General features: G+C 39.1%; 18 protein-coding genes and 1 tRNA gene. 16 read left to right on the forward strand and 3 right to left on the reverse strand.

Annotated elements, in window-relative coordinates:
• Positions 1–52 precede the first annotated feature (52 nt).
• The 4 genes from I6E70_RS13975 to I6E70_RS13990 all read left to right on the forward strand — a co-directional run bounded on the left by I6E70_RS13975 (position 53) and on the right by I6E70_RS13990 (position 3,132).
• Positions 53–129, forward strand: a tRNA-Asp gene (locus tag I6E70_RS13975).
• 280 nt (positions 130–409) lie between these two features.
• A complete protein-coding gene (locus I6E70_RS13980; protein WP_121954356.1) occupies positions 410–1,138 on the forward strand; it encodes a helix-turn-helix domain-containing protein in 729 nt (242 codons plus the stop codon).
• Between the two features lie 291 nt (positions 1,139–1,429).
• A complete protein-coding gene (locus I6E70_RS13985; protein WP_121954355.1) occupies positions 1,430–2,020 on the forward strand; it encodes an ABC transporter ATP-binding protein in 591 nt (196 codons plus the stop codon).
• Positions 2,017–3,132 (forward strand): DUF6136 family protein, encoded by a 1,116-nt coding sequence (locus I6E70_RS13990; RefSeq protein WP_197188954.1) that lies wholly within the window; start codon positions 2,017–2,019, stop codon positions 3,130–3,132. The genes I6E70_RS13985 and I6E70_RS13990 overlap by 4 nt, the downstream gene beginning before the upstream one ends.
• On the opposite strand, the gene fadE is transcribed toward I6E70_RS13990, so the two are convergent.
• Positions 3,133–5,589 carry an acyl-CoA dehydrogenase FadE gene (gene fadE / locus I6E70_RS13995; protein ID WP_024594254.1) on the reverse strand — a complete coding sequence of 819 codons (2,457 nt, stop codon included), beginning with the start codon at positions 5,587–5,589 and terminating at the stop codon, positions 3,133–3,135.
• A gap of 513 nt (positions 5,590–6,102) precedes the next feature.
• Here fadE and I6E70_RS14000 point away from each other — a divergent pair.
• The 3 genes from I6E70_RS14000 (at position 6,103) to I6E70_RS14010 (ending at position 9,603) form a co-directional block, all read left to right on the forward strand.
• Positions 6,103–7,335 (forward strand): tyrosine-type recombinase/integrase, encoded by a 1,233-nt coding sequence (locus I6E70_RS14000; protein WP_197188955.1) that lies wholly within the window; start codon positions 6,103–6,105, stop codon positions 7,333–7,335.
• Positions 7,336–7,646: 311 nt separating this feature from the next.
• On the forward strand, positions 7,647–8,345 hold the full coding sequence (locus tag I6E70_RS14005) for a DUF4760 domain-containing protein (protein ID WP_197188956.1): 699 nt from the start codon (positions 7,647–7,649) through the stop codon (positions 8,343–8,345).
• 148 nt (positions 8,346–8,493) lie between these two features.
• Entirely contained in the window at positions 8,494–9,603 is a 1,110-nt protein-coding gene (locus I6E70_RS14010; RefSeq protein ID WP_197188957.1) for a hypothetical protein, read from the forward strand.
• A 50-nt stretch (positions 9,604–9,653) separates the two neighbouring features.
• On the opposite strand, the gene I6E70_RS14015 is transcribed toward I6E70_RS14010, so the two are convergent.
• On the reverse strand, positions 9,654–10,274 hold the full coding sequence (locus tag I6E70_RS14015) for a LexA family protein (protein WP_197188958.1): 621 nt from the start codon (positions 10,272–10,274) through the stop codon (positions 9,654–9,656).
• Between the two features lie 188 nt (positions 10,275–10,462).
• Here I6E70_RS14015 and I6E70_RS14020 point away from each other — a divergent pair, with 188 nt between their 5' ends.
• Both I6E70_RS14020 and I6E70_RS14025 read left to right on the forward strand, forming a co-directional pair.
• Complete coding sequence (locus I6E70_RS14020; RefSeq protein WP_197188959.1) at positions 10,463–10,681, forward strand: YdaS family helix-turn-helix protein; 219 nt, start codon at positions 10,463–10,465, stop codon at positions 10,679–10,681.
• Entirely contained in the window at positions 10,678–11,106 is a 429-nt protein-coding gene (locus tag I6E70_RS14025; RefSeq protein ID WP_024591354.1) for a hypothetical protein, read from the forward strand. Before I6E70_RS14020 ends, I6E70_RS14025 begins: the two co-directional genes overlap by 4 nt.
• On the opposite strand, the gene I6E70_RS14030 is transcribed toward I6E70_RS14025, so the two are convergent.
• Positions 11,090–11,398 (reverse strand): DUF1889 family protein, encoded by a 309-nt coding sequence (locus I6E70_RS14030; RefSeq protein ID WP_197188960.1) that lies wholly within the window; start codon positions 11,396–11,398, stop codon positions 11,090–11,092. The two genes, I6E70_RS14025 and I6E70_RS14030, sit on opposite strands and share 17 nt — an antisense overlap.
• A gap of 96 nt (positions 11,399–11,494) precedes the next feature.
• On the opposite strand from I6E70_RS14030, the gene I6E70_RS14035 reads away from it, so the two are divergent.
• The 7 genes from I6E70_RS14035 to I6E70_RS14065 are packed head-to-tail and all read left to right on the forward strand — an operon-like array spanning position 11,495 to position 14,092.
• A complete protein-coding gene (locus I6E70_RS14035; RefSeq protein ID WP_197188961.1) occupies positions 11,495–11,767 on the forward strand; it encodes a helix-turn-helix transcriptional regulator in 273 nt (90 codons plus the stop codon).
• A 10-nt stretch (positions 11,768–11,777) separates the two neighbouring features.
• Entirely contained in the window at positions 11,778–12,182 is a 405-nt protein-coding gene (locus I6E70_RS14040; RefSeq protein WP_197188962.1) for a hypothetical protein, read from the forward strand.
• Positions 12,183–12,192: 10 nt separating this feature from the next.
• Positions 12,193–12,483 carry a hypothetical protein gene (locus I6E70_RS14045; protein ID WP_197188963.1) on the forward strand — a complete coding sequence of 97 codons (291 nt, stop codon included), beginning with the start codon at positions 12,193–12,195 and terminating at the stop codon, positions 12,481–12,483.
• Between the two features lie 15 nt (positions 12,484–12,498).
• Complete coding sequence (locus tag I6E70_RS14050; RefSeq protein ID WP_197188964.1) at positions 12,499–12,768, forward strand: hypothetical protein; 270 nt, start codon at positions 12,499–12,501, stop codon at positions 12,766–12,768.
• A 2-nt stretch (positions 12,769–12,770) separates the two neighbouring features.
• On the forward strand, positions 12,771–13,175 hold the full coding sequence (locus I6E70_RS14055; protein WP_197188965.1) for a hypothetical protein: 405 nt from the start codon (positions 12,771–12,773) through the stop codon (positions 13,173–13,175).
• A 9-nt stretch (positions 13,176–13,184) separates the two neighbouring features.
• Positions 13,185–13,784, forward strand: a complete 600-nt coding sequence (locus tag I6E70_RS14060; RefSeq protein ID WP_197188966.1) for a DNA N-6-adenine-methyltransferase — start codon at positions 13,185–13,187, stop codon at positions 13,782–13,784.
• Positions 13,784–14,092 (forward strand): hypothetical protein, encoded by a 309-nt coding sequence (locus tag I6E70_RS14065; protein WP_197188967.1) that lies wholly within the window; start codon positions 13,784–13,786, stop codon positions 14,090–14,092. The genes I6E70_RS14060 and I6E70_RS14065 overlap by 1 nt, the downstream gene beginning before the upstream one ends.
• Positions 14,093–14,099 lie beyond the last annotated feature (7 nt).

A 14,099-nucleotide genomic window follows, 5' to 3' on the forward strand; every position in this document is an offset into this window, starting at 1 on the left:
TGATATCATGATTAAAATTAGTAAGTGCATTACCCCATGCACATACCACTGCGGAGTGGTAGTTCAGTTGGTTAGAATACCGGCCTGTCACGCCGGGGGTCGCGGGTTCGAGTCCCGTCCACTCCGCCACTTGTTATTTCCTCAATAATAAGTTTATAAAACCCTTGATTAAATAATTAAATAAAACATTCTTTGGCTATCAGCTATCAGCTATCAGCTATCAGCTATCAGCTATCAGCTATCAGCTATCAGCTATCAGCTATCAGCTATCAGCTATCAGCTACCAGCTGCCAGATCGACTCCTTTATACTAACCTGCTAATATTCCAGCTTATTCTTTAATATTCAGCTTTTTATATCTGCATGAATAGCCAAGAATCTAGTCTCACTTTAAAAACGGAAGCACTAAAATGAGTACATTAGGTCAACAACTAAAGCAGCTAAGAAATGACAAAAAATTGAGCCAGCCTGAATTTGCAGAGCAGGCGGGGATAGAGCAAAGTTATTTATCAAAACTTGAAAACGATAAATCAATTCCCTCAAATGAAATATTTAGATCCTTATTGATAGCATTAGATCTTTCAATTGATAAGTTTATGGAACCCCTCGTATCCAGTCATGATAAAGCTAGGTTAATACAAATACCGGATGTCGAACAGTGGTATAAAAATAAAACAGTGAAAAACTCGGCCACGCAACGTAAGTTTATTTACTTGGCTATGTTTTTAATATCTATTGGTTGTGCGTTATTTTATTCAGGGTATAAAAATGATGTATTTAACGAAAACTTTTATGAGTACAAATCATTCGGTGTGGTGAGAGCAGATGAACCTCAAGATATTTTTGAAAATTGGAGGGACTATACACTATTTATCCCAGGTAAAAGTAATGCATTCAAAGAGGGGCGTTATGAAATGCAGGTTAGGCGTAAAGAGCTTTACAAGTTAATGGGTGAGTATGTCGGTGAGTCATTTGTAGAAAAGGTTGAGGGTGGTAAGAGAGTTTATCTTTTAGTGAAGGTGGAGCCACATACGATTGAACATATGGGTAATAGTTGGCTTGAGTTTTTAGGCCTTTTTGCTGCTGTGTTTGGTTTGGTGCTTTCAGTGTTACAGCCAAGGTTAACAAGCTGTCAGTAATAAGTTTAAATAAGTTATAGTAATTTTTCATTATATTTATAGCAAAAAACTTTCAGGTAGAGTGCATGTATTAGCCAAAGGCTTCCTATGGGGTCATACTGAATAAAATTGCCTTTAACAAACATGTTATTATTAAAATACTTATTAATGACAGAGACTGTATCAGGGGGAGCTAAGCCTTAATCCTTTTTTATAAACTGTTTAGCGCTATTAGCTAAAATATTACTTCAATCATGAACTGTTTCTCATAACAGAACTCTTATAATAAATAATTAATTTAGAGGGATGTTTATGATTGAGGTTATAGGCTTAAATAAGCAATTTACAGGCAATGTTGTTTTTAAGGATTACAATAAAGTTTTTTCAGATCAAAAGGGGTGTATTGAAGCGCCTAACGGCCATGGAAAAACGACATTACTTATGATGCTAGCAGGACTCGAAAAGCCCCAAAGTGGTTCACTTTTATTCGCTGGTAGCCGATTGAACACTCCAACAAAAACCGTAGCAATTGCCAGTGACCGTATTGCGTTACCAGATTTTTTAACTGCAAATCAAATTATTGATTTATCTGTTAACACATTAGGTTGCGATTGGCCCCATTCGCTGGTTAACGGGTTTAACTTTAATGCATTTTTAAATACGCGATTCGAAGCACTGTCGTCGGGCAATCAAAAAAAATGCCAGCTAATTTTAGCATTAATGCGTAAATCACCTTATTTATTATTAGATGAGCCAAGTGCTGCGCTCGATCAAACCAGTATTCACACTCTTTTAAGCCAACTCGATGCTTATTTGGCTGACAAACCCAATGGGCAAATTATCATTACTTGCCACGAGCCCGCTGTGTTTATTGAGCATGGTTTTAAGTGTGTCTCGCTATGAGTATCATAAGCATAAAAAGCAAACTTAATCAGTATCTCGCGTTTATAGGTTACCGGTATTTAGCGTACACGTTTGAGCTTAAGCAATTGCTTCAACAGCTAAAAAACTTTGGTTTGTTATTTTTAGTGGTGTTGGGATCATCCGCTCTTGGTTTTGTATTATTGCTTTTTTTAGGCTTAGGGAAAATTATAGATAGTGCAGATACGCCTTTATATGGCGCGCAAATGGCACTATTTTACTTGTTATTGCAAAGCGTGATGATAAGCGCAATGAAACTGGCGATTAAAAATAGTAACCAACGGATGTTTCAACTTACGATCGCTCACCCTAGCTGGCTTCACCTAGCCGATATTAAATTGTTATTTATCAGCAATGGCTGGCTTATCGCTAGTTTGTTGATAGCGCTTGACCTTACCTTGGTACAGTGGTTAAAAGTACCGCATTTTATAGTGTTTATGTTTATTCAGTTAGGATTAGGCATTGTGTGTTTATACAAACCTAGCGCACTAGTTTATGGTTTTATGTTAAGCGGCCTTTTTTTATTCACTCCCACCAACATACCGCCGCTTATTTATCATATTGGTTTTTCAATCATCTTTAGCATTAGCTTGCTTATACCTAGAGTTAATATAAATGGGCGTGTTAGTGTTCGGTCATTATTTGGCTTTTGGTTTTGCTACTTTATAAACCATAGCTGGACACTGGTATGGCGTATGTCGTTACTTTTATGTGTGTTTATGGGCTCGTCTACGTTAGTCGCTGAGCGTGCCGATCTCGTTAATATACTTGATGCTGTGGCGATGGCTTTTATTGTATTATTTTGCAGCTCATTACAATTTGATTGCGCTAAAGTTTATGCACAATATCGCTTGTTTTTTAATACATTCCAAAAAGCACGGACGTTTTATATTAGCCAGTTTATACCTAGTATGCTGTTATTTTTAGCGACCTTTGTAACTTACAGCATTACGTTTGAGAGATTAAACATTATTTTGTTGAGTTTAGGTTTACCGTGGTGTTTGTTGCAGGTTTATTTTGCACAAAAAAAACCAGCGCATTATGCGCTGGTTTGGATTGTTTTTACAGCTGGGCTGCTTGCTTTACTAAATTAGTTACGCAGCATCAGCTTCTTTTTTAACGCTATTACGTGCTGCTTTGCCTGCAAGTAAATCAGCTGGGTCAAAGTCATCAACGTTAATAACATCTAAACGAGATTGCTCAACAGCAGCTAGTTTATCAGCCTCTGCTTGGCTTAAAATGCCTGCTTCAAGCCCCATTTGCGCTACTTTATCAAGCTGAAAGAATGGCAGTTTAAGGCCTTTTTCTTTACATACTCTTTCAAATAATGGCTCAACATCAAGGACGTCTTTAAGCGTTTGCTCTTGACGACCTACAAGGTTAAGTGGCTCATTTGTTAGGTATACGTAGCTTGCTAAACGGTTACGCGTTTCGCTAGGTACTTGTAGTAGTTGTGCTAGTTTATGCTCAAGTTGGTCAGTTGGTTTACGAACAGGGCGACCAAACGGGAATAACAATACTTTTAACACGGCGCGTAGTGGAGCCGAAGGCATGTTATTAATTAAATCAGCAAGTGCACGTTGGCAATGGTAAAGGTGATCTTGGCAACTCCATTTTACTAGAGCAAAATCTTCTTTTTTACGGCCTTCATCGTTGTAACGCTTAAGCGTTGCAGATACTAAGTATAGGTAACTAAGTAAATCACCTAAACGTGCTGAAATACGTTCTTTACGTTTTAGTGAGCCACCAAATACTGCCATGCTAATGTCAGACATAAGTGCAAGTGATGCACTAAAGCGTGACGCTATACGGTAAAATTCAGCAGTTTCGTCGTTGTACGGCACACTTGTAAAACGAGCGCCGGTAAGAGCAAGCCACTTAGTACGTACAAGGTTCGACATAGTAAAACCAATGTGACCCATTAGCGCTTTATCAAATACGTTAAGCGCCTCTTCGCGGTCTTCAATTTCGCACGCACCAAGCTCGGTAAGTACAAATGGATGACAGCGAATCGCACCTTGACCATAAATAATCATATTACGGGTCAAGATGTTTGCACCTTCAACGGTAATGGCAATAGGTGCACCTTGATAGCCACGACCTAAATAGTTATTTGGCCCAAGCATGATGCCCTTACCGCCAAGTACATCCATTGCATGAATAGTTGCATCACGCATTTGCTCTGTCAGGTGGTATTTAATAATGGCAGAAACAACCGATGGTTTTTCGCCTAAATCAACCGCACCCGTAGACATGCTAACCGCAGCATCAGAGCTGTAAGCGTAACCAGCTAATTTAGCTAGTGACTCTTCAACACCTTCCATTTTACCTATAGGTAAACGGAACTGACGACGAATGCGGCTATAAGCACCTGTCGCAATAGCAATCATTTTAATGCCACCGGCAGAGTTTGACGGCAATGTAATTGCACGACCAACCGATAAACACTCAACCAGCATGCGCCAGCCTTGACCAGCCATATCTGGACCACCAATAATATAATCAAGTGGTACGAAAATGTCTTTACCGCGAGTAGGACCATTTTGAAATGGTACGTTAAGCGGGAAATGTCGACGACCAATTTCAACTCCAGGAGTATCCGTTGGAATAAGTGCACAGGTGATGCCTGGCTCTTTATTATCGCCAATTAGGCCGTCTGGATCTTGTAATTTAAACGCAAGTCCAAGCACGGTAGCCACTGGGGCAAGTGTAATGTAACGCTTATTCCACGTTAAACTAACACCCACAACCTCTTCACCATTCCATTGCCCTTTACATACCACACCGTAGTCTGGAATTGAGCTTGCATCAGAACCCGCTTCTGGCGAAGTTAACGCAAAACATGGAATTTCTTGACCGCTCGCTAGGCGCGGTAAGTAATGATCTTTTTGCTCTTTTGTACCATAGTGTTGTAATAATTCACCTGGGCCTAAAGAGTTCGGTACACCAACAATTGACGAAAGTAATGTTGATTTACTTGTTAGTTTTTGAAGTACACATGATTGTGCAAATGCAGAAAACTCTAAACCGCCGTATTCTTTTTTGATGATCATGGCAAAGAATTTATTATCTTTTAGATATTGCCATACATCTTGAGGAAGGTCGGTTAGTTCGTGCGTTGCTTCCCAATCGTCCAACATGCTACATACTACTTCAACAGGGCCATCAACAAAGGCTTGCTCTTCAATAGTAAGTTTAGGAACTGGGTATTGGTGAAGTTTTTTCCAATCTGGGTTACCGCAAAATAAGTCAGCTTCCCACCACGTCGTACCGGCATCAATAGCTGATTTTTCAGTATCAGACATGCTTGGCGTTACTTTTTTAAACGTAGCAAAAATAGGCTTGATGATATATTGCTGACGAAGGCCAGTAACAGAAAGAGGAACCGCGATGATCAAAAAGATCAACCAGCTAATTAAACCAAAAGCACCCGCAAAGGTACCAATTAATAAAGTTATAGCCGAAACACCAAGTGCTGTGTTCCAACTTGCTCTGTGGTAAACCGCAGTGCAAAGCAACGCGATTAGAACCAGTGTAAATATGAGTGTCATTTTTATTCCTTAATAGAGGTCAGACCACCTCACTTAGAGTAGCGCTAGTAACAGTAATTTTCAAGTACATAACGATGTTAAATTGTAGTAGAAAGTAACTTAAATACGATATTTAATTACCCGACAGAGGAACGCACAATAACTATCGTATAGTCAAAGCATTAACCGTAAGTAGTGTTAACGTAAAAATAAATAAATCTAATAGCAAAATGACACTTTTTAAGTAAGTATAGCCGTTATAGCGGGCTGCAAATTAGTGTACGCTTAATACACAAATATAACGCTATTTATTTTAATGTATGGTTTTTAAGGGTTATTTTATTAATGTGTGAATTACTTGGCATGTCGGTTTTCTAGCATTCATGCTGTATCAAGCTGTAGCAAAGCCCTTTAAGCATGAGGAATGCAAAGGCTAAAGATGTTTATTCTGTCTCATTCTGTTATTGTTATCTTAAGCTAAACTGATACCAAAACTGTGACCCGTGTGGTGGTCACAGTTTCAAACGAGCAAAGATGAACTTTACAGACAAATCAATAAAAGCACTTAAAGCAAAAGAAAAACGCTACGTATTAACCGAGTCGGGCAATTACGGCGAGGGGCGCTTACAAATAAGGGTTAGTGAATCGGGCGCTAAAACGTTTCGCGTTCAATATCACATAAGCGGCAAGCGTAAAGTGATAGGTCTTGGCAACTACCCAATTGTTGATCTGAAAAAAGCGCGTAGTAAGCATGCAAAAATATCAGCATTATTAAGCGACAATATTGACCCCCAAGAGCACCGCTTACAAAATCAAAAAACCAAGCTTGAATCGGCAGCCAAAAAAACAATGCATCAAATGCTTGATGATTTTAATGCATATATAAGTACTCGCTGGGCAGCATCAACCATCGACCGAACCGAAAAGCTAATAAAGCGAAACCTCACCCCATTTATAGCACCCGATTTAATGTCCGACGAGTTCACAATAGATATGGCCCGCGACATTATTTACCGAGTTTATAACCGGGGCGCTAAAGAACAAGCTCGCCTAGTTCGCAGCGTATTAATGAGCATACTAAAATTCGCTATCGATTTTGATAACTCGCCAGAGCAATACAAAAAGCCAAATTACTACGACATAAAAACCAACTTCATAAGAGACATTAATTTTGAAACGCCAAAAAACAAAGGCGAACGCTGGTTAAACGAAGATGAACTTAAAAAAGTATGGAATGCCGACGACCTACCTTATTACACCCACCAATACATAAAGCTAGCATTGTTACTTGGTGGTCAACGTGTAAAAGAAGTTTATGGCTCGTACGTAAGTGACTTTGATATAAAAAACAAAACATTCACCATTCCCGCAAGCCGAATAAAAGTAAAACAGCGGGGCGATCACATAGTGCCATTATGCGAAACCGCAATACCAATAATACAAGAGCTAATGCAGCAAAGCGGCAAAGCAGGGCAAATGTTCCCGCATCGCGACAACCCAACAGCAACCGCCCACGTATCAACATTAAGAATGGCAATAATACGCTGGAGTGAAAAAAACAACGTGCCCCACTTTAATCCACGAGACTTAAGGCGTACATGTAAAACACTTATGGGCAAAGCAGGCATAGATAAGATAAACCGCGACATACTCCAGCAGCATAACAAGTTTGACGTATCAAGCGTGCACTACGACAGATACGACTACATGAAAGAAAAACGTCAAAGTATAGAAGTGTGGGAGAGATTTATAAAGGCAATAAATTAAGACAGGTTGAGACTAAATAAACAGATATAATATTGACATATATTCTATTAGCTTTATTATATTACCGTGTAATTTAATAAAAAATTGTAAAAGCAGATAAAAAAATTATTAAAAATTTTATAAAAAACTGAAAATATCATAAGGCTACAACAAACTGATGCGGCCTAATAAAATTCATATAACAAGTTTGTGCAAACAAAAGTAAGACATAAATTTAGTTAATTAATATTATAAAGTAGATACATAGGAGTAAATATGATTAAACATATAGCAATGGGCGATGATCAAGGTTTAGACTTCTTAGGTTAACAATGAAACAAAAAATACTACTTATTAACGCCAGCTTTTTAGCTGGCGTTCTTGTATGCAGCATAGTGTATGTTGGTGTGCCAGCATTGTTGACGAAAGAATATTTCCCGTTGGCGTCTGCTATGGCGGTGCTGTTATCAGCAACAATCGCGCTATCATCTGCTTACTATACAGTAACCAATCACAACATAAGAACCCGTGAAAAAAACACTATTGACGTAATCCATCAAGGAAAGGGGAAAATAGGCCCCGAGTACATATACGTAAAAGACTTCCTAAAAGATAACGAAAACCAAAAAAACGATTCGCTAATTTACCTTGCCAGAAATAGCGCAACTATAGAAGAAATGAGACCAGTATTAGATAAGCTAAATGAGCTAGAGCACCTATGCGAAGGGATTTTTAAAGGATTTTACGACAAAGGTATAATCCAAGACAACCGTGGATCAACTGTTATTTATATATGGGAAACATTACAGCCATATATAACTGAAAGGCGTGTTGTTCAACAGGCTAGAATGGAAAAGCACCCAAAGTTTAGAGAGTCAGAAGAAAATAGGCCGTTTCACTGGTTAGAAAAAGCTTACGAACTATTTACTGATACAAACGAGAAAAGTGGTAGTGAGGTAAAGTACTTAATAATTGCCAATATTTTACTGTCTATTCCATGCTTACCCGCTATTATAGAATTAGTAAACTAGGAGAATAAATTTATGAAAATACAAGATGATTACGAGCCCGTTTAGTACGGGCTTTTTTGTGCCTGCAATTTATTACCTGTATAAATCCCCAGCTTGTTAAAACCTGAACGAAAACTTAATCTATCCCTTTCAATGAAAAGGGATAATCATGAGCGCAGAGCAACAAATTCAAAACGCAATCGACACCAAACAAAAAATAAACGTGGTTTACCACGGTGGCAGCATGAGCGGTCAGTCTCGTGTTTTAGGGCCAATAAGTGTTAAAGGCAATAAAGTAAGAGCCAAATGCTACACCACCAACGCCTTAAAAACATTCCTAATGGAACGAATACAAGTTATTTCTGAAAATGGCGAACTAACAAAAGATAGATCGTCAGAGGTTAGTCAGCCACCAAAGGTAGAGCCACAGCAAACGCTCCTAGACATAAAAAATGCAATAGCACCACATTTCCCTGTTGAACAGTGGTTAATTGAATTGACTGAAAGTGAAAAAGACCTTTCAATTTACGCAAGGTTTAAAAACGGTAACCCTAAAAAATTACCAGAGCTACAAGTATGTTTTGAAGAATACAGAACAGAGCTAGAGATTGATGAACTAACAGGTGACTTTAAAGAAGTCATAATAAAGCGTACTAAAAATTGGGTAGTTCGTTATAAGAAAAAGAAATCAGCAATATCGTATAGCCATTTAAATACCGCAGCCGATCGTTTGTTTACATGGTGCAAAGAGTTATTAGGAAGCCAAAGTATAGAATTTAAATTTTTAGAAAGTGCAATGCTAAAACACTTGAAAACAATGTGGCCTATTGATGGCAAAACAAAAATAAAAAGAGAATTAGCCGCCTTGCCTAACGTTTATTACAACTCTGCAATAAGCCAAGGAACGCTAAATAATGAACACTGGTATTTTAATGTGCCTTACACGTTTAGAGATGCGCTTGATATAAAATATGAGCAGCGAATAAAAGATAAAGTTGGCTCAATGGTTTGGACGCAGGGTCCAATTCTAAAGTTTAAAATGGGTGACAATTTTCCTGCCAAAAACACTAATATTACACTCCAAGTGCAGTTTGGTGATCAGATGGGTTGGGATAGAGATAAAAACGAAATGTATCTAGGCAGTGTGTTATTTGATTTGTTTGAAATCATAGATAAAAAATACACCTACAAGCAGCGCTATCAATGTAATCAAATGGAGTTTTTAGAACTGTTAATTAATGGTGATAATTTAGAAAGACTAATAAAACAATCACGCTAAACAAACAGCCCGCCAAGAGCGGGCTTTTTTGTGCCTGCAATTTAGTAAAGCTAAAAAGACTTACCTGCAAATATTATTTTACCCACCAACGTGCAGTTGCCATTAATCGGTATTAATTGCTCTGGCCAATTGGGGTTGGCTGCTTTTAAAAACTTTTGGCCGTTTTCAATTATTAGCTGCTTAAACGTGGCGTGGTTGTCGTCGTCCAAACGCGCGACCACGTACGAACCGTGTATGCACTCAGCTTCAGGGTCTACAAATATTAAATCACCCTCATAAAACTTAGGTTCCATGCTCACGCCTTGCACTTTTAATGCAAAAGTTAGGTCGCTGCATTTTACGGGGCATAAGTAACGTTCCGCATCATACGCTTTAATTTCACTAATCTCAGACCATGCGCCAGCTTGCACCCAACTTATTAATGGCACAGCCGCTTTAAGTGTTGGCCCAGGTGCAACGTTACTGTTTATGTTGTCACTAATGCCAAAGCGCAAATATTCGGGTGTGCATTTAAGGGCTCGCGCTAATGCTTCAATATTTCGTGGGTTCTTGGTATCGCCTTTTTCTAGTTTTTGTATCGAGTTTTGCGCAACGCCTACCAATTCAGCTAATTGATGCTGAGTTAAATCTAGTGCTTTCCTTAGCTTTTTAACACGATTTGCAATATCCATATTATCTCCAAAAGGTTTATTTTTAACACTTTAAGTGTGGTTGATTTAGATTATCACAACTTTAAGTGGTTTTAGTCAAATCGCTATTATTGGTTTTATTTTTATAAATACAACCAATAGTGGTTTACAAACCAATAAAAGAGATCGTATTATAGAAAAAAGTGGTTAGCAGCTATTGGAGATTAAAAATGTCAGCCATAAAGAAAGCAGTAAAAATAATTGGTGGGCAAACCAAGCTCGCTAACATTCTAGGTACTAAGCAGTCAGTTGTATTTCATTGGCTAAGCCGCCACGGGCAAGCCCCAGCGAAATACATACCGCGTATTTCAGAACTAACAAACGGTGAAGTAACGGTACATGAATTACTAGCCGATCATCAAAAAGCAAACAAGGATGATGCAGCATGAGCACTGAAATTGAAGTAGACCCAATTGATGTAATGGATATTAGCGTTAGAGAAGAAGCATTGCGCGAAGACGAACGATTTACTGCGTCAGAAAAAGTATGTATGGCCGCGCTTGATTACCACAGAGCCTTAATTAGCACCTACTTTGCTGCGTGTCATGGTGGTGTAGACGGATTTAAACAGCAGTTACTTGGTTTTATAGGTGGGCGGTTAGCATCTGATATGCCAAGCGTGCTTAGTAAAAAAACTAATGGCGAGTTAACAACAGTAGATAAGGCAGCACTAGCAGCGACAGAATATAAAGCGCAGTTAAACGTTGATATTGCTGCCGCAGAAACTGCGCTTTATAGCCTACTTACGTTAGCCGTTCGTTGGATGGAAGATGACTTTGACCCGTTCGAGTCACGTTTTAAGGATGATTTTTAATGGCTTTTTCTAAGGTGGTTTCACCCCAGCTTGTTGATCGGTCAATTTTAACACTGCGCCCATCGTTAATGCGTTGTGCTATGTCGGCTAGCTTTTTGGCGTGTTTTTCAGGCCAGTTGTTTTCGATAGCCAGTAAAAGTACTTCATCTTCACTTAAGGCAATGCCTTTTTTGCGGAGTGCTTTAAATAAGCATTTTGCTTTTGAGTCGTCAACTGGATGGGTGAGTCCATTTGCAAGTGTAAGACTGTTTGAAAGCGCTTTTATGCAGTCGCTCAAGATTGGGTTTGACATGAGTTTTTCCTCTTTGTTTTGGTTTGTGAATATTTCGCACTTGCAACATACCAAAACAGAGGGGGATTTTATAGAAATACAAAAGGACGATGCAGCATGAGCCAATCAAACGTAGCCGATCACTACCGCCGCAACATACGCGGCGAAGTTATCACCATTAACGACCGTTATTTACGCCCAGCCGATGTAGCAGAAAAGTGCGGCATTCACCGTTCGTCTATTTATCGCTTAATGGAAAGCGGCCAATTTCCTAAATCGCACAAAGCATCAAGCGGTCGTGTGGTATGGGTTGAGGAAGACATAGAAGAGTGGATGCGCCTAGGCGCTGAAAAGTTTCACGAGTTTTACGGTCAACATCAAGCAAACTAGGAGCAAAGCAATGGAGGTTTTTGATTTAGATGGCACGCTTAGAGACATTAGTGGGAGTGGCAGGCTTGCTCCAAGAGGCGCTTTAAAACTTAAAAATAGAGCGTGGCATAAGTGGCAAAGGTTTGTTAACGCAAATGGCACATTGATAGCGTCAAATGCAGAAATTTTTAAAAACAGCCAGTCACCTGTGATTGTTACCAGCTCCCAATTTGGCACACAAACATGGTGCGGTAAACACGGCCTTAATCCTGATGTAATTATAGAAAGGTCTGCAAAAGACGAGACGCCACCATTTGAATACAAGAAGAAATTTATAGATAGCCATATAGGGCAAATTACGCTTTGGGTTGATGACTGCCCGAAGGTGTGTAATTACGCAATTAGCAAAGGCATAGAAACAATTTTAGTTAACTAGGAGCAACTTTATGACTACTGAAAATACAGCATGTAACTGTTTTACCGATAACCTAGAGTGCGTTAAAAATCATTTAATTGCGCAGGGAACAATACCTGAAGGTGCTATAGATGTTGATTTCAAATGGCGTGACGAAACTTTTTCTTTAAGTGGCGGTGACAGAGCGCCGGTTAATCCAAGAGTTGAGTTTGAATTTAGGGTGCCAAAAAAGGGCGGTGGACACGCTAAAAATTTGCGCAAAGATGATGTAAGTATTTATGCAAACTACTGCTGTTACTGCGGTAGAAAGTACGGCAAATAACTAGGAGCAAGGGCAATGAGCACATACAAAATATTTGACCAAAACACGTATAACGCATTACCTAATTTAGCTGCCAAAGCTGAGTATTTACTTACGTGCAAAATAAGTACTAAAGAAGCCGTTAATTGTCAATCAGTTGAATTTGAACCGTGCCTACAAGCCTTTGTTGGCGAGTTGCCATTGCCTATTTACTGCCACGGCAGCGAAAGCCAAACAATACAGCAAGCCGTGTACTGGTTAAAAACGCACGCTTTATCTAAACCACAACAAGCACAAGGAGTATAACCATGGCTAACGCACTTATTAAACAAACCCAAAATGCACAACCAGCGCCACTAAAAGCAGTAACTAGCCGCCACGTACCAAAAGGCCTAGCTGAAATAAAAGCATTAATGAGCGATAGAACGCGCACACCAGGTTATTTATTCAATGCCGTTTTAACTGATCAACAACGCAAAATAGTGTGTATTGCTGCGGGGCTTAAACAACGCCATATAGAAATGAGCTTTTATCAATTTAATTTGCAAGAGCGTGATGCAGTACGTAAAGGCATTTTAGCACTGCAAGACATTGTTGCCGCTTTTACCGACGCAAACGTACTTGGCCGCGAACACTTTGAAAGAACCCCACCTAAGTTTGATGTTGTTCCGCATTTAGTTGAACAGTCAAAAACTGATTCACAAACACACTAAGGATTAGCCATGACTCCCGATCAACTAATCAATCAAGACAGTGGCAATGTTGAGTTCTACACACCCGCCAAAGTTTTGAAGTATGTACACCAAATGTTTCCGGTTATTGATTTAGACCCAGCAAGTTGTGTAGTGGCTAACAAGTCAGTAAAAGCAACGTGTTACTTAACCAAAGAAGACGATGCATTAACACGAAATTGGATAGCAAACACAGTTTGGTTAAATCACCCATTCAATAAAGGTGAGCAGGCCTGTAAACCAAAGTGCGTTAAAAAAGTGTGTAACGACCCTAGTTACAGTAAATACCGTGGCCACTGCATTACCGAAGATGTAGCAAGTAATGGCGATTGGATTGATTACTACTTAGACCAATATGCACAAGGTAACTTTAAAGAAGCAATGAACATCACCTTTGTTAATAGCTCAGAAGCATGGTGCCAAAAGTTACTAAACGCAGGTTTAAGCTGTTTTATTGATGGCCGTACACATTTTAACGATGCGCAAGGCAATGTAAAAAAAGGTGCACCAAAAGGCTGTTTTATTACTTACCTTGGCGATAGAACCGCAGAGTTCCGAAAGATATTTTCAGCGCTTGGAGTAGTGAAGTAATGAAACTACACCCAAAAGCAAAAGCGGCACTTAGCTATTTAGTTCATTGTGAAAAATCAATGGACTTTAGAAAGACGTTTTCTGTTGGTCACGAGATAGCAACCCAAGCACTTGAAAAATACGCCCCAGAAATATCAGCGCGGTTTGATTGCATTAACTCACAAACAATAGAAGAGGCTGAGCGTGCAGATGCTTGGTTTAACTACTCATATAAAGAATACATGATTCAGGATCATCACGATGTAAAACATGTAGAAGTTTTTCATCAAATACACCTACCCAACGAATTAAACGACATCCCGTTTTAACCCCAAA

The organism is Pseudoalteromonas sp. NGC95 (genome assembly GCF_015864705.1).
Classification (GTDB): Bacteria; Pseudomonadota; Gammaproteobacteria; order Enterobacterales; family Alteromonadaceae; genus Pseudoalteromonas; species Pseudoalteromonas arctica.